Origin of the sequence: Maribacter polysiphoniae (assembly GCF_003148665.1) — a bacterium.
Taxonomy (GTDB): Bacteria; Bacteroidota; Bacteroidia; order Flavobacteriales; family Flavobacteriaceae; genus Maribacter_A; species Maribacter_A polysiphoniae.
On the sequence record NZ_QGGQ01000002.1, the window covers coordinates 591,183 to 613,326 of the forward strand.

The 22,144-nt window shown below is 39.8% G+C and carries 25 protein-coding genes; 3 read left to right on the forward strand and 22 right to left on the reverse strand.

Annotated features, from left to right (window positions below; all coding sequences use genetic code 11):
- Positions 1-6 precede the first annotated feature (6 nt).
- Together LX92_RS06865 and argS are read right to left on the reverse strand one after the other, a co-directional pair.
- Complete coding sequence (locus tag LX92_RS06865) at positions 7-828, reverse strand: zinc-dependent peptidase (protein ID WP_109649529.1); 822 nt, start codon at positions 826-828, stop codon at positions 7-9.
- Complete coding sequence (gene argS / locus LX92_RS06870; RefSeq protein ID WP_109649530.1) at positions 829-2,616, reverse strand: arginine--tRNA ligase; 1,788 nt, start codon at positions 2,614-2,616, stop codon at positions 829-831.
- 115 nt (positions 2,617-2,731) lie between these two features.
- Between argS and LX92_RS06875 the strand changes: the two genes are divergently transcribed.
- From LX92_RS06875 to LX92_RS06885, 3 genes are all read left to right on the forward strand, one after another.
- The gene (locus LX92_RS06875) at positions 2,732-3,157 is read left to right on the forward strand and encodes a hypothetical protein (RefSeq protein WP_109649531.1); all 426 of its coding nucleotides are present in this window, start codon (positions 2,732-2,734) and stop codon (positions 3,155-3,157) included.
- Positions 3,154-4,578 carry an SDR family oxidoreductase gene (locus LX92_RS06880; RefSeq protein ID WP_109649532.1) on the forward strand — a complete coding sequence of 475 codons (1,425 nt, stop codon included), beginning with the start codon at positions 3,154-3,156 and terminating at the stop codon, positions 4,576-4,578. The genes LX92_RS06875 and LX92_RS06880 overlap by 4 nt, the downstream gene beginning before the upstream one ends.
- Before the next feature lie 61 nt (positions 4,579-4,639).
- Positions 4,640-6,082 (forward strand): BCCT family transporter, encoded by a 1,443-nt coding sequence (locus tag LX92_RS06885; RefSeq protein WP_223308271.1) that lies wholly within the window; start codon positions 4,640-4,642, stop codon positions 6,080-6,082.
- A 17-nt stretch (positions 6,083-6,099) separates the two neighbouring features.
- Here the strand turns inward: LX92_RS06885 and ctlX are convergent, their stop codons facing one another.
- The 20 genes from ctlX to rplR form a co-directional block, all read right to left on the reverse strand.
- Entirely contained in the window at positions 6,100-7,032 is a 933-nt protein-coding gene (gene ctlX, locus LX92_RS06890; protein WP_170117800.1) for a citrulline utilization hydrolase CtlX, read from the reverse strand.
- Between the two features lie 89 nt (positions 7,033-7,121).
- Positions 7,122-8,036: a dimethylarginine dimethylaminohydrolase family protein gene (locus LX92_RS06895; RefSeq protein ID WP_109649534.1), complete on the reverse strand. Its 915-nt coding sequence runs from the start codon at positions 8,034-8,036 to the stop codon at positions 7,122-7,124.
- A 104-nt stretch (positions 8,037-8,140) separates the two neighbouring features.
- Complete coding sequence (locus LX92_RS06900; RefSeq protein ID WP_109649535.1) at positions 8,141-9,424, reverse strand: citrate synthase; 1,284 nt, start codon at positions 9,422-9,424, stop codon at positions 8,141-8,143.
- Positions 9,425-9,555: 131 nt separating this feature from the next.
- Positions 9,556-11,097 carry a glycogen synthase gene (locus tag LX92_RS06905; RefSeq protein ID WP_109649536.1) on the reverse strand — a complete coding sequence of 514 codons (1,542 nt, stop codon included), beginning with the start codon at positions 11,095-11,097 and terminating at the stop codon, positions 9,556-9,558.
- A gap of 112 nt (positions 11,098-11,209) precedes the next feature.
- Complete coding sequence (gene eno / locus LX92_RS06910; RefSeq protein WP_109649537.1) at positions 11,210-12,502, reverse strand: phosphopyruvate hydratase; 1,293 nt, start codon at positions 12,500-12,502, stop codon at positions 11,210-11,212.
- A 102-nt stretch (positions 12,503-12,604) separates the two neighbouring features.
- Positions 12,605-13,732: a glutamine-hydrolyzing carbamoyl-phosphate synthase small subunit gene (gene carA / locus LX92_RS06915; protein WP_109649538.1), complete on the reverse strand. Its 1,128-nt coding sequence runs from the start codon at positions 13,730-13,732 to the stop codon at positions 12,605-12,607.
- A 94-nt stretch (positions 13,733-13,826) separates the two neighbouring features.
- Positions 13,827-14,534 carry a hypothetical protein gene (locus LX92_RS06920; RefSeq protein ID WP_109649539.1) on the reverse strand — a complete coding sequence of 236 codons (708 nt, stop codon included), beginning with the start codon at positions 14,532-14,534 and terminating at the stop codon, positions 13,827-13,829.
- A 389-nt stretch (positions 14,535-14,923) separates the two neighbouring features.
- Positions 14,924-15,616, reverse strand: a complete 693-nt coding sequence (locus LX92_RS06925; protein WP_146197811.1) for a hypothetical protein — start codon at positions 15,614-15,616, stop codon at positions 14,924-14,926.
- A 150-nt stretch (positions 15,617-15,766) separates the two neighbouring features.
- A complete protein-coding gene (gene rplQ / locus LX92_RS06930) occupies positions 15,767-16,270 on the reverse strand; it encodes a 50S ribosomal protein L17 (protein WP_109649541.1) in 504 nt (167 codons plus the stop codon).
- A 64-nt stretch (positions 16,271-16,334) separates the two neighbouring features.
- Positions 16,335-17,327: a DNA-directed RNA polymerase subunit alpha gene (locus tag LX92_RS06935; protein ID WP_109649542.1), complete on the reverse strand. Its 993-nt coding sequence runs from the start codon at positions 17,325-17,327 to the stop codon at positions 16,335-16,337.
- 18 nt (positions 17,328-17,345) lie between these two features.
- Positions 17,346-17,951 carry a 30S ribosomal protein S4 gene (rpsD, locus tag LX92_RS06940; protein WP_109649543.1) on the reverse strand — a complete coding sequence of 202 codons (606 nt, stop codon included), beginning with the start codon at positions 17,949-17,951 and terminating at the stop codon, positions 17,346-17,348.
- A gap of 84 nt (positions 17,952-18,035) precedes the next feature.
- Complete coding sequence (gene rpsK / locus LX92_RS06945; protein WP_109649544.1) at positions 18,036-18,428, reverse strand: 30S ribosomal protein S11; 393 nt, start codon at positions 18,426-18,428, stop codon at positions 18,036-18,038.
- 13 nt (positions 18,429-18,441) lie between these two features.
- Complete coding sequence (gene rpsM, locus LX92_RS06950; protein WP_109649545.1) at positions 18,442-18,816, reverse strand: 30S ribosomal protein S13; 375 nt, start codon at positions 18,814-18,816, stop codon at positions 18,442-18,444.
- 2 nt (positions 18,817-18,818) lie between these two features.
- Positions 18,819-18,935, reverse strand: a complete 117-nt coding sequence (ykgO, locus tag LX92_RS06955) for a type B 50S ribosomal protein L36 (protein ID WP_013305171.1) — start codon at positions 18,933-18,935, stop codon at positions 18,819-18,821.
- 9 nt (positions 18,936-18,944) lie between these two features.
- Positions 18,945-19,160, reverse strand: a complete 216-nt coding sequence (gene infA, locus LX92_RS06960; RefSeq protein ID WP_013305172.1) for a translation initiation factor IF-1 — start codon at positions 19,158-19,160, stop codon at positions 18,945-18,947.
- Between the two features lie 3 nt (positions 19,161-19,163).
- The gene (gene secY, locus LX92_RS06965) at positions 19,164-20,507 is read right to left on the reverse strand and encodes a preprotein translocase subunit SecY (RefSeq protein ID WP_109649546.1); all 1,344 of its coding nucleotides are present in this window, start codon (positions 20,505-20,507) and stop codon (positions 19,164-19,166) included.
- A gap of 18 nt (positions 20,508-20,525) precedes the next feature.
- The gene (gene rplO, locus LX92_RS06970) at positions 20,526-20,978 is read right to left on the reverse strand and encodes a 50S ribosomal protein L15 (protein ID WP_109649547.1); all 453 of its coding nucleotides are present in this window, start codon (positions 20,976-20,978) and stop codon (positions 20,526-20,528) included.
- A 15-nt stretch (positions 20,979-20,993) separates the two neighbouring features.
- Entirely contained in the window at positions 20,994-21,173 is a 180-nt protein-coding gene (rpmD, locus tag LX92_RS06975; RefSeq protein ID WP_109649548.1) for a 50S ribosomal protein L30, read from the reverse strand.
- Between the two features lie 81 nt (positions 21,174-21,254).
- Positions 21,255-21,779: a 30S ribosomal protein S5 gene (gene rpsE / locus LX92_RS06980; RefSeq protein ID WP_109649549.1), complete on the reverse strand. Its 525-nt coding sequence runs from the start codon at positions 21,777-21,779 to the stop codon at positions 21,255-21,257.
- Between the two features lie 8 nt (positions 21,780-21,787).
- The gene (rplR, locus tag LX92_RS06985; protein ID WP_109649550.1) at positions 21,788-22,144 is read right to left on the reverse strand and encodes a 50S ribosomal protein L18; all 357 of its coding nucleotides are present in this window, start codon (positions 22,142-22,144) and stop codon (positions 21,788-21,790) included.

Genomic DNA, 22,144 nt, shown 5'->3' on the forward strand with positions numbered 1-22,144 from the left:
CCAATGCTAATGGGGCATCCGGTAAAACCCGAAATTAAGCATCCGTTTAATGATACGATATAATTTTGGGAATTGGGCTTCGAATGCAGCGGGTGTTTCCACAAAATTCTCCACCGCTACCGCGAAAAATTCATGGACATTTGTTTTGCCATATGCCCTAAAATAATCAGATTGTCCCATTCTTCGATTGAATTCAGGATTTTTGAACAACCATTTGATTTTTTTCATTCCGATAAGAAAGACATAAGACCGAATGTATAGTTTGTTGGCAACATTAAAACTGATTGCATGGGAAAACTCATGTACGGCCAAATTCCTATTATCGTTTGGAATACGAAATCCTTCCAATAAGTGATCCGCGGAAAAAACAATCGTCTTTAATCCCGGATTATACTCCCCATAATGGTCTTGCTTTGTTATTCGGGAATAATATTGCGTGGGGTAAACGATGATTCTTTTTATGGATAGAATGAGAAAATCGGCCATGCCCAAAGTCAGCATCACAGCGGTAGCACTTAACAATAAGGTGATTTTTTCCCTTTCTTGGACATCCTCATGAAAATCCATTCTTTTGCGTTGCCTAAATCGTACGACCCTTTTTTTGAATCTTTCCTTTTTGGATACCGATAGGTGATTGAAAAAAGGCAAGTGCGAGGCAATCAATAATTCTTCCTGCGGTGTTAAGGCTGGGATTCTCTGAAATGGATTTAGGAAAAACAGATCCAATGTATAATAAACGATGTACAAAAAGTAGCCCAACAACAAAGCCAAGCACACCAGTGGAAAGATATCGTCTACTGAAATCATCAAATCAATGATCCCTGCCATTTACATGCGTTCAGGAACCTGTATCCCCAATAACAAAAATGCGGATTGAATGACCTCCCCTACTTTTTTGGACAACTGTACCCTAAGTATTTTTTTCTGGTCATCGGATTCCCCCAATATCGAAACCTGTTGATAGAACGAATTGAATTCCTTCACCAAATCATACGTATAATTGGCAATCAAGGCTGGACTATAGTTCTCAGCCGCCAATTGAATGGTCTCTGGAAACAATTGTATTTGCTTCAAAAGTTCCTTTTCTTTTAAATGCAATGGAATGGAAATATCCACGGTACTAGACCAAACATTATCGATTTCATTGGCCTTTCGTAAGATCGACTGTATCCTTGCATATGTGTATTGGATAAACGGACCCGTATTTCCCTGGAAATCGACAGACTCCTCAGGATTGAACAAAATACGTTTCTTGGGGTCTACCTTTAAAATATAATATTTCAAGGCCCCCAAGCCGATCATTTGGTATAATTCCTGTTTTTCGGCATCGGTATATTCCTCCAACTTACCCAATTCCTCAGATATCGTTGCGGCTGTCTGGGACATATCATCCATAAGATCATCGGCATCGACTACCGTACCTTCCCTACTCTTCATTTTACCACTGGGCAAATCGACCATTCCATAACTAAGGTGATGCAATCGCTCAGCCCATGAAAAACCTAATTTTTTCAGGATCAGGAACAATACTTTAAAATGATAATCCTGCTCATTCCCGACCGTATAGACCATTCCCGTAACATCAGGATAATCCTTGACCCGTTGAATGGCGGTACCGATATCCTGGGTCATGTAAACCGCTGTTCCATCGGAACGCAATACTATTTTTTCATCCAACCCTTCCTCGGTAAGATCGATCCAGACGCTACCATCCTCTTTTTTATAGAAAACCCCTTTTTCCAATCCGTCGGCAACCACATCCTTCCCTAAGAGATAGGTATCACTTTCAAAATACAATTGGTCAAAATCGACCCCAAGATTTTTATAGGTTTCCTCAAAACCTTTGTACACCCAACCGTTCATCCTTTTCCATAGGGTAACCACCTCATCATCCCCGGCCTCCCACTTTCGAAGCATTTCCTGGGCCTCTTTTAAAAGCGGAGCTTCTTTTTCAGCAACTTCCTTTTCAACACCCCCAGCAATCATTTCGGCAACCTCAGCTTTGTAGGCTTTATCGAATGCCACGTAGTAATTACCGACCAGCTTATCCCCCTTTAATCCTGAACTTGCCGGTGTTTCCCCATTACCAAATCGTTGCCAGGCCAACATACTTTTACAGATATGAATACCCCTGTCATTGATGATTTGGGTCTTGTACACCTTTTTTCCAGAGGCCTTCAGGATTTCAGCAACCGAATATCCTAATAAATTGTTCCTGATATGGCCCAAATGCAATGGTTTATTGGTATTGGGGGAAGAATATTCCACCATTACCGCCTCGTTACCGGTTTCGGGCTCATACCCAAAATCACGTTCCCCTTTTATTTTATTGAAAAACCCAAGATAATAGGTATCGCTGATCACGATGTTCAAAAAACCCTTGACTACATTAAAACCAGATACCTCTTCAACATTTTCCTGCAGAAATTCCCCCACTTGCTTCCCGATGAGTTCGGGATTCCCCTTAACAAAACGAAGCATGGGAAATACGACAACGGTGACATCCCCTTCAAAATCTTTTCGGGTTGGCTGAAATTCAACAGTAGGCAGTTCCACGTTAAAGATTGTGAAAATGGCTTCTTTGACCTTAGCTGACAGGACTTCTTGGATATTCATTACTTATTGATTTTAAGCTGCAAAACTAAACATTTTTTAGGCTTTAATGATATAGCCATTCCCTAAATCATCTGGATTTGGCTAACTTTAGTACAGCTAATAAAAAAGAGACAATATGTTATTGAATGTTTCCTACAATCGTATTGAGATTACGAGAAAGGTCGATGCGGAAGTCGGAAAGCCCTTTACCTTAAAAGAACGTTGGGCCTTGGATGGTATTGGATCCCCAAAATTGTTCATTACGGGCGCCAGTACGCAAATCAGGAATTTACTCATCCTGGACAATAACATCAACTGTTGCAACATCGAACTACGACCCAAAGGAATCATTGTACGGTTCCGGTCTTTACTGGAGTCCTATGCCTTGGTTATTCCCTTTTACAAATTGGCCATCTATAAGGGGGATGTAGCTATTTACACCATTTATAGGGACAATTACTTTATAAAAGTACGTTCGGATACCAAGGCCATTCAAAAGTTCTTTAAAAAGATTCTGGATTACAAAACCGATAACAAACCCACTTCAATAGAGGACTTATGAAAATACTGCTCACTGGTGCCAATGGATATATAGGAATGCGATTACTGCCCCAACTACTGGCGTTGGATCATGAGGTCATCTGTGCGGTCAGGGATAAAAATCGTTTGTCTATCGATGACTGGACCAAATCCCAAGTACAAGTCATCGAATTGGATTTCTTAAGTGAATTTTCACCCGACATTCTTCCCAAAGATATAGATATCGCCTATTATCTTATTCATTCCATGAGTTCATCCACATCGGATTTTGACGAAAAGGAAGCCCAATCAGCCCTAACCTTTAACCAATATATGGTCGGGACCAATGTAAAACAGGTTATTTATTTGAGCGGGATTGTCAATGAAGAGAAGCTGTCGAAGCATTTGAGTTCACGGAAAAACGTCGAGGACATCCTTTATCGGGGTCATTTCAACCTAACCGTTCTTAGAGCCGGCATTATTGTGGGATCGGGCAGTTCATCCTTTGAGATCATACGGGACCTATGCGAGAAATTACCTTTTATGATCACCCCAAAATGGGTATTGACCAAAACCCAACCCATTGCCATTAGGGATGTTATACGTTTTTTAACCGGGGTTATCGGCAATAAGAAGACCTATAACGATTCCTTCGATATTGGCGGACCCGATGTATTCACCTACAAAGAGATGTTGCATCAGTATGCAAAGTCCCGCGGTTTTAAAAACTGGATTGTTACCGTACCCATTATGACCCCGAAATTATCCTCTTATTGGTTGTATTTTGTTACATCGACCTCTTACAAATTGGCCATTAACCTTGTTGATAGCATGAAGATGGAAGTCATTGCCAAGGACCAAAGATTGCAGGATATTTTGGGAATCAAAACCCATAGCTATAAAGAAGCGATTGCGATGGCCTTTAAAAAGATAGAACAGAATCTGGTCATCAGCAGCTGGAAGGACAGTATGGTGAGCGGACGCTTTCAAAAAAATCTGGAAAAATACATACAGGTACCTAAGTATGGTATCCTAAAAGACGAACAAAAAAGGAAGGTCACCGATGTAGAGGCCGTTTTGGACAACATATGGAAAATAGGGGGCGAAAACGGATGGTACTACGGCAATTGGCTGTGGAAGATCAGGGGATTTCTTGACAAGTTGAATGGTGGGGTCGGACTAAGAAGGGGGCGAACCCATCCTGATAAGATTTTTCCTGGTGATGCCTTGGATTTTTGGAGGGTTCTTCTAGCCGATAAGGAGGCCAAACGGTTATTGCTTTTTGCCGAAATGAAATTACCCGGCGAGGCTTGGCTCGAATTTAAAATCGATGAAAACGATATACTACACCAAACGGCCACCTTTAGACCTCGAGGATTAAAGGGCCGTTTGTATTGGTATAGTATTATACCCTTTCATTACTTTATCTTTGGCGGAATGATTCGAAATATCACCAAAACATAAAATATCCAATACTATCGAAATATTCAAACTACTTAAGACAAATCCATTACTTTCCGTTTCTTTGGCCCTACTACTCCTGTTTTCCGGGATTGTGCTGTTCGCGACGGAATTCAGCTATAATGCTATCGAATCGGCTTCGCTATGGGTTCGCAACTACTTCGGATATTTTTATTTGTATTTGGGATTGGGATGTGTCTTATTTCTATTTGCAATAGCACTTTCCCCTATTGGGAGGATAAGGCTAGGCTCAAAGGACTCAAGACCGGAATACTCTTCCTGGTCATGGATAGCCATGCTATATAGTGCGGGAATGGGTGCAGGTATTCTTTTGCGTGCCGTTCAAGAACCTGTATTCATGCAGCAACATCCACCCTATTCCTCTACCCTATCACCGGATATCCTGGCCTTGGAATTCACATTTTACCAATGGGGATTTACCGCCTGGGCATTTTATGGCCTCTTTGCCATGGTCATCGGGTATGCATTGTTCGTCAAAAAAAAGAAAGTCAGGGTCAGTGCCTCCATTGAGGATTCAATCACCAACCCATTGGCCCGAAATGGGATTGACATTATAACCATTCTCACAACGGTTTTCGGCCTTATTGCGGCAATAGCCTTGGGAACCGCCCAAATAAAAGGAGGCATCAACCATTTAACCGGAAATGATTTTGGTCTGGGAACCATGCTGCTACTGGCCGTATTCATTTCCTTATTGGCTTTTTACTCTGCATGGCAAGGGGTGAACAAAGGAATCAAAGTCATATCCCAGATCAACATTCTTGTTGCCCTTTCCCTTTTACTGTACATCTTCTCCACCAGTGATATCACCGCGATTTTGAGTGTATTCACAAAGGCCACCATACAGTACCTTATTGACTTTTTACCTATGAGCCTCGCCTATGGGCCATACGATCCCGGCATTGCCTTCCTTACGGATTGGACCTTTTACTATTGGGCGTTTTGGTTGGCCTGGGCCCCTTTTACGGGTATTTTTATTGCACGTATCTCAAAAGGCAGAACGTTACGCCAAATGGTATTGGGTGTACTACTCGTTCCCAGTATAGGTACTTTTTTCTGGTTTTCGGTATTTGGCACTTCGGCCTTCCAATTGATTGAGGGTTGGGGCGGATACCACAGTGAATTCGACAGTGTTTTTTCTTCCCTGTTTGTCTTTTTCGGAAATTATCCCCTGGCCAGCGCACTCAATATCATTACACTTTTTCTATTGATAGGTTTTTTGGTAACTTCCTTGGATTCCGCTGTTTTTGTACTTAGTATGTTCACCGATCAAGGAAGGAAAACACCTGCGAAAAGCCATAGGTTACTATGGTCGGTTTTTATTCTCTTTACAATCATGGCCTTATTATGGCTCAGTAGTGCAAAACCTGAAATCGATATTCTTATCGTAGTGCAAAAAGTACTGATAATAACATCGTTGCCCTTTGCCTTATTCATGGTAGTAATGACGGGAATTTTCCTAAGGAACGTTTTAAGAAAGCATTGATCGGGCCTGTGCTGGTATCATTCCTTTGGCAGGAATACCTCGGCCATCATACAACGGGCACTGCCACCTCCGCACGTCTCAATGGTATCCAAAGGACTATGGATTATTTCACAACGCTTTTCTATTTGTGCCAGTTGTTTAGGATCAAGACTGTTATAGGCCGCGGAACTCATCACTAGGAAACGTTTATCATCATCTCCCCGCACCTCAAGCATATTACCCGCAAATTGATGCATTTGTGCTTCAGTAATCCTAATCAGTTCCTTTCCATCCTTTTTTAAATGCGATACAACATTTTTACGCTCTTTCTTATCATCGATCGTATCCAAACAAATGACCGCAAAATCTTCCCCCATGGCCATCATTACATTGGTGTGGTAAATCGGTAAGCGTTGGCCATCAACGGTTTGATTGGCCGTAAAGATAACCGGAAAACAATCAAAGTCCTCACAGAATTCAATAATCAAATCCTCATGGGCCCTGTCGGACAAGGCACAATACACCTTTTGGTTTATCCTATCCATCAGTATGCTACCAGTACCTTCCAGAAAGACACCTTGCTCCTCTGCGGACGTATAATCCACAACATCCTTAATCTTGAATCCTTTATCCTCTAGGATATCCAAAATATCCTCCCTACGTTCATTCCTTCGGTTTTCGGCGAACATCGGATAGATAACAACGGTTCCATTTTCATGGAACGATATCCAGTTATTAGGGAAAATAGAATCCGGAGTATCGAACTCCTTGGTATCATCGATTACAATTACCTCTACACCTTTGTTTCGCAGGGCGTTTACAAAAACATCAAATTCCGATTGTGCCTTCGCATTAATCGCCTGGTTTTTCAAATCCATTTCTTCCATGAAATAGTTGTTCACGGCCGTTTGTTCATTCATCCTGAAGTTGACAGGGCGAATCATCAATATGGTATTGGTAATCTGCATCATTTAAATGGAGTATTTGGGCAAAAATAACTTTTTGACCTAGTATTGGCTACTTAAAAACACAAAATCGTATGCAATTGTTAATAAACAAACTACTCCCGAACCAATGGCAAGGTACTACATCGGAGCAACCCCCCTTGTTTTGAGATTTCGGCATACGGAATTTCCTCGACAGTAAACCCCTGAGCCCTGAGCCATGTATTCAATCGTTTGAAGTTGCGTTCAGAAACCACAACATCGGGAGCGATTGAAAACACATTGCAGTACATGTGGTACATTTCTTCGGGAGAAATCTCAAAGATATTCTCCTTGCCAAAATATTCCACTAGCCATTCATACTCTTCTTCGACCAAAAAACCGTTCTTATGTATGATTGCCTTATCATTCCCTACAGGTTGAAAACAACAGTCCAAATGCAGGGCATTCTCTTTAGGATTCGTGATCGATTTTCTCAACTCAAAGGATTTTACCTTCTTATCGGGAAACATTTTCCTGATATACTCCACGCCGGCCTTGTTGGTCCGAGCGGTTATATAATCCGGATAATCCTTTCCGGTATAGGTGCCGATAAAGATATAGTCGTTCCACGGCATCACATCACCTCCTTCAATATGTACCTCCTCAGGAGGATACAAAATATTCTTGGGGTCAATTTTATCAACCACATGGAGTATGGCCTCGAATTCCTCTTCACGATCAGGAAGAATATTGGCCTTGATCAATTTATCCTCAATAACAAAGGCAATATCCCTTGAAAATATCTGATTACAATCATGCAGGACTTTTGGGCGAAAAACCTGCACTCCATACTTTTCAAAAACCTTTGCAAAAGTTTCCATTTCCAATACCATATCCGCTTCTTTGGGATAAGTCCCAGCAAGGATATGTTCTAAGGATTTAGGGTCATACGCCTCTTCTGGTAAGGGTATTGGCCCACATTCCAGAGCTGTACCCAAGACGACTGTCTTAAGTTTTGAGGTTTCGTTTTTTATATGAAGATTCAACATGGTTTTATTTTGGGCAAATATAAGAAATCGGAATTGTGGACCATAAAAAAACACCCTTATCCAACCAGAAAAAGGGTGTCATAAAATATATTCAAAAGGTACGGTTACCGTTGTTCGACAGGAACAAAAGGTCTGTACGTTTTTCCAATATAAACCTGTCTTGGTCTACCGATAGGTTCATGATTTAATCGCATTTCCCTCCATTGTGCAATCCAACCAGGAAGTCGGCCCATGGCGAACATCACGGTGAACATTTCCCTTGGGATACCCAAGGCCCTATAGATGATTCCTGAGTAGAAATCAACATTGGGGTATAGATTCCGCTCCACAAAATAAGGATCTTCCAAGGCTACTTTCTCCAAACTCTTGGCTATATCCAAAATAGGATCGACAATGCCTAAATCCTCAAGGACCTCATCGGCCGCCTTTTTAATGATCCTTGCCCTTGGATCAAAGTTTTTATAAACACGGTGACCAAAGCCCATCAATCTAAATTCATCGTTCTTGTCTTTTGCTTTATCCATATATTTATGGGTATCGCCACCATCGTTCTTAATGGCTTCCAACATTTCTATAACCGCTTGGTTCGCACCTCCATGCAAAGGTCCCCAAAGTGCGGAAATACCTGCTGATAACGACACAAACAACCCTGCATGCGAAGAACCGGTAATCCGAACCGCTGAAGTTGAACAGTTTTGTTCGTGATCCGCATGAAGAATCAACAATTTATCTAGGGCATCAATTATTATTTTGTTGCATTTATATTCTTTACTAGGCTTTTTGAACATCATCTTATGAAGATTTTCAACATAGCCCAAATTATCATCACCATAATCAAGGGGTAATCCTTTCTTTTTACGCATGGTCCACGCGACCAAAACGGGGAATTTACCCAAAATCTTAACAATGGAATGGTACATATCCTTTTCAGACGAGATATTTACCGATGTTGGATTAAAAGCGATCAAAGCACTTGTCAAGGATGACAAAACCCCCATTGGATGCGCCGATTTTGGAAAACCATCCAAAATCTTCTTCATTTCCTCATCCACTTGGGACTCCGCTTTTATATCCTCATGGAAAGTATTCAATTGCTCTTTGTTCGGTAATTCACCAAATATCAACAAATAGGCAACCTCAAGAAAATCGGCCTTTTCAGCCAGTTCCTCGATCGCATATCCTCTATATCTAAGCATTCCCTTTTCACCATCCAAAAACGTTATTGCACTTTCACAAGAACCTGTATTCTTAAACCCTGGATCGATGGTTATCATCCCTGTGGATGACCTTAATGTTTTGATATCGATGGCCAATTCATTCTCAGTATCTTTAATTACTGGAAATTCATATCTCTTGCCATCGTATTCAAGAATTGCTTTATCTGACATTTTTATATTTTAATGAATTAATGTGAGCGGTAAATTTAAACAAAACGCATCATTTTAACAATTCCGCAATTGTTAATAATCTCCCTAAAGATTACTATAAGATATTTAAGTAAAAATATGTCAAAAATCGACTATGAACCACATAAATATAACAACTTGTAGTATGCGTCCACGGATTTCTCCCAAGTAAACCTCATTTTTTTGGCATTTTCTTGGATCCTTTTCCATTGGGCCTTGTCATTATTATAGACATCCAAGACCAAATCAAAGGAGGCCACCATATTTTTTATCTTTTCATCATAGGTGTCCCCGTCAAAACTAAATCCTGTTTTCATATGCTCAACGGTATCTTTCAATCCTCCTGTATGATGCACCAAACATGGGTGGCCATTTCTCATGGCCAACATTTGGCTAATACCACAGGGTTCAAACAGACTTGGCATAAAATAGAGATCTGTTTCCAAATACAAAGAATCAATAACATCCTCTGATTGGGCATTTATAAAAATAAGATTGGAATATTCATAGCTAATAGACCGCAGCAACTCTTCATATTCGGGAGCACCGGTTCCCAAAATCATTAGGACTCCGTTTTGGCTCTCCAACTTTTTCAATATTTCGATCAACGCTTCCGGTGAGCGTTTAAAAAAATAAAATTTCTGTTCTGTCAATCGTGCCACACTGGAGACGACGAAACTAGGTGGTTCAGTCAAGAACTTAACGACCTTCTCCCCTGTATGGGCCAGAAAGTCCGCCTTATATTTTTTAGATTCCTCCTGTAACCATTGAAAGATGGCCTTTATGATATTCTTATAGATGGCATTCTTTTCGGCCTCTCGAATATTGGCGTAATTACTTCCATTCAAAATACCGAACAACCTCCCTTCATTATCTGCCCTCTGCAAATCCACCTCGAGACCTTCCCCTCCAATAAATTCGGGCGGGGCACTAGGTAGCAACACATCTTCCTTATAAGATGGCGAAACGGTATGAACGGCATCGGCAAAACGAATACCTACCGCCATAAGGTTAATACAATCCTGATACCTATAATCCTTTAATTGTTCAGTATCATAATCAATATCGCGGAACCAATTTCGCAAGGATGCGTAATTATTCTCGAAAGGACGAATTCCTTGTATGGCTAAGTTATGTATACTATATACATATCTAATTTTCTTTAAATCCCTGTATGCAGGGTGAAAGGTCTTTAAGAATAATACCAGACTTGAATGCCAATCGTGCATATGCACAATATCCAACTCCCCGAAAGCACCTTGTTTTATAGCCTCAGCGACTGCTGTACAAAAAATAACGTACTTGATAAAATCAGAATAAAAAGGTTCGACAGGGTTATTGTGATAGATTTGGGCAATATCCCCAGCTTCGATTTCCGGATGATGAATTACATAATGGCTAATATTCGGAAACTCTTTCTTTGGAACAACCTCATATAATTCCGCAATATAGGTCGTTCCCCTTAATTGAAAATGAAGATTGGTTTTGAAAGTCCCTCCTATATGCAATCGCGAATACGCAGGCACCACCACATGTACTTTATCTCCCCTTTGCGCTATCTGTCTGGGTACATCACGGACGACATCGCCCATACCACCAGCTTTACACTTATTTAATCCGTCGTTTTCTGCGGCAACAAAAAGAAAATTTGTCATGTATTGAAGCAATCATTAATTAGTACTCTATTTTACATTAAATTAAGTAAAGTTTGGCATTAAGCCAAAAAAAAGCCTTTCTAAAGAAAGGCTTTTTTAAAAATTAATCTATTTACTGATTTACTTTGAAAGCTTTCTCTTGCGGGAAATAGGCCGTACTACCTAATTCTTCCTCAATACGAAGCAATTGATTATATTTTGCCATCCTATCTGAACGGGAAGCAGAACCGGTTTTTATTTGGCCAGTGTTCAAGGCTACAGCCAAATCGGCAATAGTATTATCCTCAGTCTCACCAGAACGGTGTGACATTACTGAAGTGTACCCAGCATCCTTAGCCATATTTACGGCAGCAATGGTTTCGGTTAAGGAACCGATCTGATTTACCTTGATCAAGATTGAATTGGCAATGCCATTTTCAATACCTTTTGCCAAACGCTCTACGTTTGTAACATAAAGGTCATCCCCAACCAACTGTACTTTATCCCCGATCATTTCCGTCAAGACTTTCCAACCATCCCAGTCGTTTTCATCCATACCATCCTCAACAGAGATAATAGGATATTTAGCGCAAAGTTCAGCCAAATATTTAGCTTGTTCCTCTGAAGTACGAACAGCTCCTTTATCACCTTCGAATTTTGTGTAATCGTATTTTCCGTTTTCATAGAATTCGGCAGACGCGCAATCCAATGCAATCTTAACATCCTCACCAAATTTATAACCGGCATTTTCAACAGCTTTACCTATTGTTTCAATAGCATCCTCAGTACCATCCAATGTAGGGGCAAAACCACCTTCATCACCAACAGCGGTACTTAATCCTCTATCGTGTAATACTTTTTTCAGGTTGTGGAAAATTTCCGTACCCATTTGCAAGGCGTGGGAAAAACTTTTTGCCTTAACAGGCATAATCATAAATTCCTGGAATGCAATAGGGGCATCTGAATGTGAACCTCCATTAATGATGTTCATCATAGGAACAGGAAGTGTATTGGCACTAACACCACCTACATATCTGTATAAAGAAATCCCAAGTTCATTTGCTGCCGCTTTGGCTACAGCCAATGACACACCTAAAATGGCGTTTGCACCAAGTTTTGATTTATTGGGAGTTCCATCCAATTCGATCATTGTCTGGTCGATAAGGTTCTGCTCAAAAACAGACATTCCCAAAATTTCCTCTGCAATCACTGTATTGACATTCTCAACAGCCTTACCAACACCTTTACCCATAAAAGCATTACCGCCATCTCGTAGCTCAACTGCCTCATGCTCACCGGTTGAAGCTCCCGAAGGAACCGCGGCACGGCCCATAATACCATTTTCTGTAATTACATCTACCTCTACTGTTGGATTGCCCCGAGAATCAAATATCTGTCTCGCATGGACACTAAGAATAATACTCATATGAATTTGTTTTAGTATTGATTTTTTGAAGGTACAAAGATACAAAACAAGCTACTTTTTAGAGGCATTTGAACCCTATTTTTACATGAAAATAACGATAGTTTAAACTTCTATTTTTTTCTTTGCAGATTTTTCGATCAAATCGAAAAATTGATCAAAAAGATACTCGGCATCATGGGGACCAGGACTTGCTTCAGGATGGTATTGTACAGAAAAAACATCCTTATCCTTCATTCGTAAGCCAGCCACTGTATCATCATTTAAATGCACATGGGTTATCTCTAGCCCGGGATGGGATTCCGTCTCTTCCCGATTGATGGCAAAACCATGGTTTTGACTCGTGATTTCCCCCTTACCGGTCAGTAAATTCATTACAGGATGGTTTATTCCACGATGTCCATTATGCATCTTATAGGTAGACACCCCATTGGCCAATGCAATTACTTGATGTCCTAGGCAGATACCGAAAAGTGGTTTGCCGCATGCAATGATATCCTTAGCCGTTTTAATGGCTTCTTCCAATGGCTCGGGGTCACCGGGGCCATTTGAGATAAAGTAACCGTCAGGGTTCCATTCACCCATCTCCCCAAAGGTTGCATCGTATGGAAACACCTTAATATAACAGTCCCTTTTCGCTAGGTTCCTTAGAATATTCTTTTTGATACCAATATCCAAGGCAGACACTTTATACGTGGCATTTTCATCACCTACGAAATATGCCTCTTTGGTAGAAACCTTCGAAGCAAGCTCCAGCCCTTCCATACTCGGCATTTTCGCAAGTTCAGCCTTAAGTTGGTCTACTTGATCGACATCTGTGGATATTACGGCATTCATTGCCCCATTATCACGTATATAGCCAACCAATGCCCTGGTATCCACATCGGATATGGCCAAGGTGTTGTTTTCCTCCAAAAATTCCAATAGTCCGCCATCAGCAGCAGGACGGGAGTAATCGTAACTGAAATTTTTACAGATCAACCCGGCTATCTTCACAGAATCCGACTCTACTTCTTCTTTATTGGTTCCATAGTTACCGATATGGGCGTTGGTAGTAACCATAAGCTGCCCATAATAGGAAGGATCCGTGAATATTTCCTGATAACCGGTCATCCCCGTGTTAAAACAAACTTCACCAAATGATGTTCCTTCTTTTCCCCCTACGGACTTTCCATGGAAAATGGTTCCATCGGCCAATAATAACAGTGCTTTTTTCTTGGATTGATATTTCATTTATCTGTTTTTGTTCATTTATTCCAACCGTTCAAATTTACTTTTACAAAGGTAGACCATCTTACCCATTGTAGTGCCCTGATCTACCTAGGAGCTAGGCGCCTAAGGAATTATAATATGTTACTATTTGTATTACGTCCTCGGGATTCCTAAAACTCAGTCCATGCTCCTTGGCATAGGTTTTCAGGATTTTGACATTATCATCATCGACTAAATTCAAAATCAACGACTTTTTCAATTTTACCACCTTCAAGTCCTCTTTCCCCTTTAAGGTGTAGAATTTCTCTTTTTGAAGCAGTTTTGAAGCACCCATAGGGACTTTGGTCAACGGGTTTAAGCCGGCCTCCTGGATCTCGGCATAGTATTTTCTCAATAAAACCACATCATTTAGTCTAGAGAGTTCCTCAAAATAGGAGTTCCTCTGATATTCGGGATCAAGGTGCCGTTTAAACACTTTATTTCCCAAGACTACCTTATCAACTCCCTTAGGATTAATGATGAAAACGGAATCCTTATCCATTTTTGCCTCAAACCTTTCGGCATATACATTATAATTCAAATTGGGAAAAGCATACTCCTTTTGCTCAAAATACACCTTGGCATTATTAGACCAAGAGGGGTATAAATACGCTGACCCTTTTACCTTATTATCAAAATTATTGCGAACAGCCTTATTATAATCCTGGGAACTCATACCTACAAGCTGTATATAATCATTTTGACCATATGCCATTGAAAATCCATCTTGGGAAAACATCTTCAAACTACACACCAACATTAACAAACAGATACCTTTTTTCATAACAACTCGTTTAAATTCCCACTAAAGTTTTTCAAAAATATTCGACACAAAATCAACAATTACAAATTACTCCCCCCAGGGGTCGTACACTTTTAGGTATTTTAAAATAATCCATGGCACCAACGTGGTTTCGCGGATTCCCAAACCCCATCGTATTTTCCCTTTTTAAAGAATCTCCCAATCCCTTGATATTGATTATCCCAGACCCCATTGACTTTCTCACAAATAAACATAAAAAAAAAGAATAAAACCAGATGGCCTAGCCTATTTTATGTTCATTTCATACGTTATTGACCCTCTGAATCATCCATTTTTTCCACAACAGGTGGGTTCATTATTTTAGAACCAACGATTTTACCCCATTTGGCATTTTTATTGTTTCTCAAATCTTAGGATGCAATCGTATTGTAATACTCCAATATACGGGTAACATCCTCGATATTGCCATATTTCAACTTATTCTTCTTTACATAGGATTGCACCTCTTTGACAACCTTCTCATCTATTAATTCAAGTATCGTAGATTTTTTTAAACTAATCTTCTCCAATTGGGTGCTTTCTCCTTTAAGAACATAGCATTGCTCCTCCAGTTCCAAAATCGGCAGACCCTCTGGGGTCTTAGTTAATGGATTTACTTTCGCTTTCTTAATTCTAGTATAATACTTACGCAATAAAAGAAAATCCTTTGATTTAAGAATTTCCTCAAAATAGGCCTTCTTATTATTATCTGGATCTAAATATTGTTTAAACACCCTATTTCCCAAAACCACTTTGTCAACACCGGATGGATTGATGACGAATACTGAGTCTTTGGAAAGCTTAGCCTCAAATTGCCCTACATGTGCGTTGTAATTACAGGCTTTGAAAATATAGGCCTTTTCTTCGAAATAGACTTTTGATTCGTTGTCCCATGTCTCGTACAGGTAGGGTGAGCCCTCTGTGGTTTTTTTATTCTCTCCAACCACATAATCCCCCATAGACATAGACTGACTAGAATCAACAAAACCATATGAATACACCTGGACTTGCGAAGACAAGAATGAACTAAATAATAAAAAACCGGAATAAATAAATGTTTTCATAGCATTTAAGATTAAAAAATTAGTACCCAGGAACAACCTTAATATAACTTTTTTAAACCACAAATACCATACCTTATCTTAGGATTCAACATAAAAAAAAGGATAAACTATTAAGTTTATCCTTTTTTAATTATTATGGTCAATAACATCCTATTCTTCAGAATCGTCAGTTTTATTATCAGCTACAGGAACCGGCGGAACTTCGGTTTTCGCACCACTACCTCTTCTACTACGTCTTGTAGTTTTCTTCTTAGGCTTATCCGCATTGTAGATTTCATTGAAATCCACAAGCTCAATCATTGCCATATCAGCATTATCACCTAAACGATTTCCTAACTTTATGACTCTTGTATAACCACCTGGTCTATCACCAACTTTCTCAGAAACCTCACTGAACAATTGGGTAACCGCATCCTTGCTTCTTAGATACCTAAAAACAATACGTCTATTATGGGTTCCTTTATCAGCAGTTAGGTTGTTCTCTGCTTTTGACTTAGTGATCAAAGGTTCAACAAACTGTTTTAAGGCTTTGGCCTTTGCTACCGTCGTGTTGATTCTTTTATGTTCGATCAAAGAACAAGCCATATTGGCTAACATTGCCTTTCTATGGGCTGCTTTTCTTCCTAGGTGATTAACTTTCTTACCGTGTCTCATTTTCTAATTTTATCATCTTGCTACAAATCCTGACAGGGACGTCAGAAGAGCAAAATATGATTACTTAATCTTTATCTAATTTATATTTTGAAAGATCCATACCGAAGCTAAGACCTTTGTTGATAACCAACTCCTCCAATTCCGTTAAGGATTTTTTACCAAAATTCCTAAACTTCATTAAATCGTTTTTATTGAATGAAACCAAGTCACCCAATGTATCAACTTCCGCTGCTTTTAAGCAATTCAAGGCACGAACCGAAAGATCCATATCTACCAATTTTGTTTTCAAAAGTTGGCGCATATGCAATGATTCCTCATCATATGTTTCAGTCTGGGCGATTTCATCAGCTTCCAAGGTAATACGCTCATCAGAGAACAACATAAAGTGATGTATCAAAACTTTTGCCCCTTCTGTCAAAGCATCCTTTGGATGGATGGAACCATCGGTAACGATTTCAAAAACCAATTTTTCATAATCGGTCTTTTGCTCCACCCTAAAGTTCTCAATACTATATTTTACATTTTTTATAGGTGTAAAAATAGAATCGATGGCTATGGTACCTAAAGCAGCATTTGATTTTTTATTCTCCTCGGCTGGAACATATCCTCTACCTTTATCAATAACTATTTCCATATTGATAGCGACTTTGGAATCCATGTTACAAATAACCAAATCAGGATTCAATACTTGGTACCCTGAAATGAATTTTTGAAAATCACCGGCAGTCAATTGATCTTTTCCACTCACTGAGATTGAAACAACCTCTGCTTCAGAATCCTCGATCTGCTTTTTGAACCGAACTTGTTTCAAGTTCAGGATCATCTCAGTAACATCTTCTACAACACCAGGAATTACCGAAAACTCATGTTCAACTTTATCAATTCTTACCGAAGTAATGGCATGGCCTTCCAAAGATGAAAGCAATACTCTTCTTAATGCATTCCCAATGGTTAATCCGTAGCCAGGTTCCAATGGTCGAAATTCAAATTTCCCTTCGAAATCTGAAGAATCGATCATTATTACTTTATCGGGTTTCTGAAAATTAAATAATGCCATAATTGGATCAGTGTTGTTTTATTTTGAGTATAACTCGACTATTAATTGTTCCTTGATATTTTCAGGAATCTGCATTCTTTCTGGAATCGAAACGAAAGTACCTTCTTTCTTTTCTGTATTCCAGGTAATCCATTCATACACATGATTGCTGGCTGCCAAAGCATCTTGGATAGTCTGCAAAGACTTGGATTTCTCCCTAACCCCAACAACATCACCGGGCTTCAAGGAATACGATGGTATGTTAACCAACTCCCCATTTACGGTAATATGTCTATGTGAAACCAATTGTCTAGCCCCTCTTCTTGATGTAGAGATACCCATTCTATAAACAACATTGTCCAATCTTGATTCACACAATTGTAAAAGTACCTCACCGGTAACCCCTTTACTTCTATTGGCACTGGAGAACAAGTTTCTGAATTGGCGCTCTAATATACCGTAAGTATATTTGGCTTTTTGCTTTTCCATCAACTGGATAGCATATTCTGATTTTTTACCTCTACGACGATTTTGTCCGTGTTGTCCTGGAGGGTAATTTTTCTTTTCAAAAGACTTATCGTCTCCAAAAATCGCTTCACCGAATTTACGGGCGATTTTACTTTTTGGTCCTGTGTATCTTGCCATCTTCTTTTAATTTGGAAATGTGATTATGAATTAAGGCTTAATCCTTCGATAATCGTAACTACACTTCCTATGAATTAATCTTAATTAAACTCTTCTTCTTTTTGGTGGTCTACAGCCGTTATGTGGCATTGGGGTAACATCGATGATCTCTGTCACCTCTATTCCGGAATTATGTATAGAACGAATTGCGGATTCCCTACCATTTCCCGGTCCCTTAACGTAAACCTTAACTTTTCTAAGACCTGCTTCATGGGCCACTTTAGCACAATCCTCGGCAGCTACCTGAGCAGCATAGGGAGTGTTCTTTTTAGACCCTCTGAATCCTTGTTTTCCGGCTGATGACCAAGAAATAACATCTCCTTTTTTATTGGTCAACGATATAATGATATTATTGAAAGATGCCGTAACGTGAGCTTCTCCAACAGCATCTACTATAACTTTACGTTTTTTAGCCGATTTTGCATTTGTCTTTGCCATAATATGCTACTTATTATTTAGTTGCCTTTTTCTTGTTGGCGACTGTTTTTCTTTTTCCTTTTCGGGTTCTGGAGTTGTTCTTAGTCCTTTGCCCTCTCAATGGTAGACCGGCTCTATGACGAATACCCCTATAACAACCAATATCCATTAATCGCTTAATGTTCAATTGGGTTTCTGATCGTAATTCACCTTCAATGGTGAACGAGGCTACCGCCTCACGAATACGACCAATCTCATCATCGTTCCAGTCAGACACCTTCGTATCTTCACTAACCTGGGCCTTTTCTAAAATCTCTTTAGCTCTACTTCTACCGATACCAAAAATATAGGTAAGGGCTATGACCCCTCTTTTCTGTTTTGGTATATCTATACCTGCAATTCTTGCCATAATTATCCTTGTCTTTGTTTAAATCTAGGATTCTTTTTGTTGATTACGTACAACCTGCCTTTTCTGCGTACTATTTTGCAATCGGCACTTCTTTTCTTTACTGAAGCTCTAACTTTCATTTTACTGTCTTAATATCTATATGTAATTCTTGCTTTGGTAAGGTCGTATGGACTCATTTCCAACTTAACCTTATCCCCAGGGAGCAATTTTATATAATGCATTCTCATTTTACCTGAGATATGCGCAGTGACCACATGGCCATTCTCCAATTCTACCCGAAACATTGCATTTGATAGTGCCTCTATAATAGACCCATCTTGTTCTATTGCTGCTTGTTTAGCCATAACCTATGCTACTTTTCTGTTTTTACCAGATTTCATTAAACCATCATAATGTCTGTTCAACAAATAAGCGTTTACCTGCTGTACCGTGTCAATAGCCACACCTACCATAATCAACAAGGAAGTACCTCCATAGAACATGGCCCATCCGGATTGTACATCCATAAGCTTAACAACAATAGCTGGCAACACTGCCAACAAGGCCAAAAAGACCGACCCTGGTAATGTAATCAACGACATGATCTTATCAAGAAAATCACCGGTTTCCTTACCGGGTCTAATCCCAGGTATAAATCCGCCACTTCGTTTCAAGTCATCCGCCATTTTATTCGTAGGCACGGTAATAGCCGTATAGAAATAGGTAAATATGATTATCAACAATGCAAACAATATGTTGTATGCCAATCCAAATATATCTTGGAATTGCACCTCCATCCATTGTCCTATTGCCGTATTATTGAACGTTCTTCCTATTAATCCGGGTGCGAACATTATTGCCTGTGCAAAAATGATAGGCATTACCCCTGATGCATTCAATTTCAATGGAATGTATTGTCTAGATCCCATTACATTCTTCTCATAACCACCGGAAGCGGTTCTTCTTGCATACTGTACTGGTATCTGTCTTGTTGCCATTACCAATAATATACTAGCCAAAATTACAAGGAACCAAAGAATCACTTCAATAAGAATGAACATCAGTCCACCATTATTATTGGCAGTCCTAGAAATAAATTCCTGTGCGAAGGATTGTGGAAGTCTTGCAATGATACCCACCATAATCAATAAAGAGATACCATTACCAATACCTTTATCGGTAATTTTCTCTCCCAACCACATCGCAAAGACACAACCGGTTACCAATATGATAACCGAAGGGATGATAAAATCCAATCCTTTACCCAATACAAAAGCACTATCCGGTACACCCAATGCACCAAGGCTATATAAATAAGCCGGTGCCTGAACAATACAGATACCGATGGTCAACCATCTGGTAATTTGATTGATTGTTTTTCTACCACTCTCACCTTCTTTCTGTAACTTCTGTAGATACGGAATGGCAATACCCATCAACTGTACAACAATCGATGCTGAGATATATGGCATAATCCCCAATGCAAAAACGGAGGCATTCGCAAAAGCACCACCCGTAAAGGCATTTAGAATACCCAATATACCACTGTCGGTACTAGAGGTCAATTCGGCCAATTGTGCCGTATCGATACCAGGAAGAACAATTTGACAACCAAAGCGGTATACCAAAAGAAGACCCAAGGTAATGGTTATTCTATTCCTTAGCTCCTCAATCTTCCAAATATTGGATAGTGTCTCGAAAAATTTCTTCATAGTAATGTATTGTCTGCCTTATAAATTTATTGCTTCACCGCCAGCTGCCTCAATAGCTGCTTTTGCAGTAGCTGTAAACTTATGCACTGATACTTTTAAGGAAGCCTTCAATTCCCCTCCTCCTAAAATTTTCACCAAATCGTTCTTTCTTACCAAGCCTAACTCGACAAGGTTATCAAAAGTAACAACATCCTTGATTGCTTTGTTGTCAACCAATTCTTGAAGTTTATCAAGATTGATGCCTTTATATTCCTTTCTGTTGATGTTGGTGAAGCCGAACTTGGGTACACGCCTTTGCAATGGCATCTGCCCTCCTTCAAAACCGATTTTCTTGGAATATCCAGATCTAGACTTAGCTCCTTTATGTCCTCGAGTTGCAGTTCCTCCCTTACCGGAGCCTTGACCTCTTCCTACCCTTTTGCCATCCCTATTGACGGCACCTTCAGCTGGTTTTAGATTACTTAAATTCATTACACTATATGTATATTAAGCTTCCTCTGTGGAAACTAAGTGTTTAACTTTATCTATCATGCCAATAATATTTGGCGTGGCATCGTGTTCTACTACTTGACCAATCTTACGTAGTCCTAAAGCCTCCAAAGTCCTCTTTTGGTTCTGTGGACGCTTAATACTACTTTTTAACTGTTTTACTTTAATCTTTGCCATTTCTCTTAGTATTTCGAAGTAGATATTCAGTAGACACGAATGGGAAACCCAAATCGTTTTACCTATACCCCAAACTTCTTTTTATCCTTTAAAAACCTTATCCAATGAAACCCCTCTTTGTTTGGCTACCGTACTGGCACCTCGCAATTGCAATAGTGCATCAAATGTAGCCTTAACAACATTATGTGGGTTAGATGAACCTTGGGATTTAGATAATACATCATGTACACCTACTGCTTCCAATACCGCTCTCACAGCACCACCTGCAATAACTCCTGTACCATGGGATGCAGGCTGGATATAAACTCTGGCCCCACCAAATTTTCCTTTTTGTTCATGTGGCAAGGTATGCTTGTCCAAAGGAATTCTAATAAGGTTCTTTTTCGCATCTTCGATAGCTTTGGCAATGGCAGTGGCTACTTCCTTGGATTTACCCAAACCATGACCTACGACTCCTGCCTCATCACCTACCACTACGATAGCAGAAAAGCCAAATGCCCTACCACCCTTGGTTACTTTGGTCACCCTTTGCACACCAACCAACCTATCTTTAAGCTCTAAACCTCCTGGTTTAACAGTTTCTACGTTTTTGTATTTCTGGTACATACTCTATATTAAAATTTTAGTCCTGCTTCCCTTGCCGCCTCTGCAAGTGCTTTAACCCTTCCGTGATATAAATTTCCACCTCTATCGAAGGCTACCCTTTCTATACCGGCTTTCTGACATTTTTCAGCTATGGTCTTACCCACTAGTTTTGCAATTTCAGATTTACTCCCTTTAGCCGATGCCAAATCCTTATCCCTAGAAGAAGCAGCAAGCAAGGTGTTTCCACTATTATCATCGATTACTTGGACATAGATTCCTGTATTACTTCTAAACACAGCCAATCTTGGCCTTTCAGCGGTTCCGAAAGAGACCTTTCTAATTCTCCTTCTAATTCTAAATTTTCTCTGAGTCTTTGATAATCCCAT

Bases quoted from the DNA above. Each gene is read 5' to 3' on its own strand.
- LX92_RS06865 (WP_109649529.1), bottom strand. From the start codon at position 828: ATGGCAGGGATCATTGATTTGATGATTTCAGTAGACGATATCTTTCCA.
- argS (WP_109649530.1), bottom strand. From the start codon at position 2,616: ATGAATATCCAAGAAGTCCTGTCAGCTAAGGTCAAAGAAGCCATTTTC.
- LX92_RS06875 (WP_109649531.1), top strand. From the start codon at position 2,732: ATGTTATTGAATGTTTCCTACAATCGTATTGAGATTACGAGAAAGGTC.
- LX92_RS06880 (WP_109649532.1), top strand. From the start codon at position 3,154: ATGAAAATACTGCTCACTGGTGCCAATGGATATATAGGAATGCGATTA.
- ctlX (WP_170117800.1), bottom strand. From the start codon at position 7,032: ATGATGCAGATTACCAATACCATATTGATGATTCGCCCTGTCAACTTC.
- LX92_RS06895 (WP_109649534.1), bottom strand. From the start codon at position 8,036: ATGTTGAATCTTCATATAAAAAACGAAACCTCAAAACTTAAGACAGTC.
- LX92_RS06900 (WP_109649535.1), bottom strand. From the start codon at position 9,424: ATGTCAGATAAAGCAATTCTTGAATACGATGGCAAGAGATATGAATTT.
- LX92_RS06905 (WP_109649536.1), bottom strand. From the start codon at position 11,097: ATGACAAATTTTCTTTTTGTTGCCGCAGAAAACGACGGATTAAATAAG.
- eno (WP_109649537.1), bottom strand. From the start codon at position 12,502: ATGAGTATTATTCTTAGTGTCCATGCGAGACAGATATTTGATTCTCGG.
- carA (WP_109649538.1), bottom strand. From the start codon at position 13,732: ATGAAATATCAATCCAAGAAAAAAGCACTGTTATTATTGGCCGATGGA.
- LX92_RS06920 (WP_109649539.1), bottom strand. From the start codon at position 14,534: ATGAAAAAAGGTATCTGTTTGTTAATGTTGGTGTGTAGTTTGAAGATG.
- LX92_RS06925 (WP_146197811.1), bottom strand. From the start codon at position 15,616: ATGAAAACATTTATTTATTCCGGTTTTTTATTATTTAGTTCATTCTTG.
- rplQ (WP_109649541.1), bottom strand. From the start codon at position 16,270: ATGAGACACGGTAAGAAAGTTAATCACCTAGGAAGAAAAGCAGCCCAT.
- LX92_RS06935 (WP_109649542.1), bottom strand. From the start codon at position 17,327: ATGGCATTATTTAATTTTCAGAAACCCGATAAAGTAATAATGATCGAT.
- rpsD (WP_109649543.1), bottom strand. From the start codon at position 17,951: ATGGCAAGATACACAGGACCAAAAAGTAAAATCGCCCGTAAATTCGGT.
- rpsK (WP_109649544.1), bottom strand. From the start codon at position 18,428: ATGGCAAAGACAAATGCAAAATCGGCTAAAAAACGTAAAGTTATAGTA.
- rpsM (WP_109649545.1), bottom strand. From the start codon at position 18,816: ATGGCAAGAATTGCAGGTATAGATATACCAAAACAGAAAAGAGGGGTC.
- ykgO (WP_013305171.1), bottom strand. From the start codon at position 18,935: ATGAAAGTTAGAGCTTCAGTAAAGAAAAGAAGTGCCGATTGCAAAATA.
- infA (WP_013305172.1), bottom strand. From the start codon at position 19,160: ATGGCTAAACAAGCAGCAATAGAACAAGATGGGTCTATTATAGAGGCA.
- secY (WP_109649546.1), bottom strand. From the start codon at position 20,507: ATGAAGAAATTTTTCGAGACACTATCCAATATTTGGAAGATTGAGGAG.
- rplO (WP_109649547.1), bottom strand. From the start codon at position 20,978: ATGAATTTAAGTAATCTAAAACCAGCTGAAGGTGCCGTCAATAGGGAT.
- rpmD (WP_109649548.1), bottom strand. From the start codon at position 21,173: ATGGCAAAGATTAAAGTAAAACAGTTAAAAAGTAGTATTAAGCGTCCA.
- rpsE (WP_109649549.1), bottom strand. From the start codon at position 21,779: ATGTACCAGAAATACAAAAACGTAGAAACTGTTAAACCAGGAGGTTTA.
- rplR (WP_109649550.1), bottom strand. From the start codon at position 22,144: ATGGGATTATCAAAGACTCAGAGAAAATTTAGAATTAGAAGGAGAATT.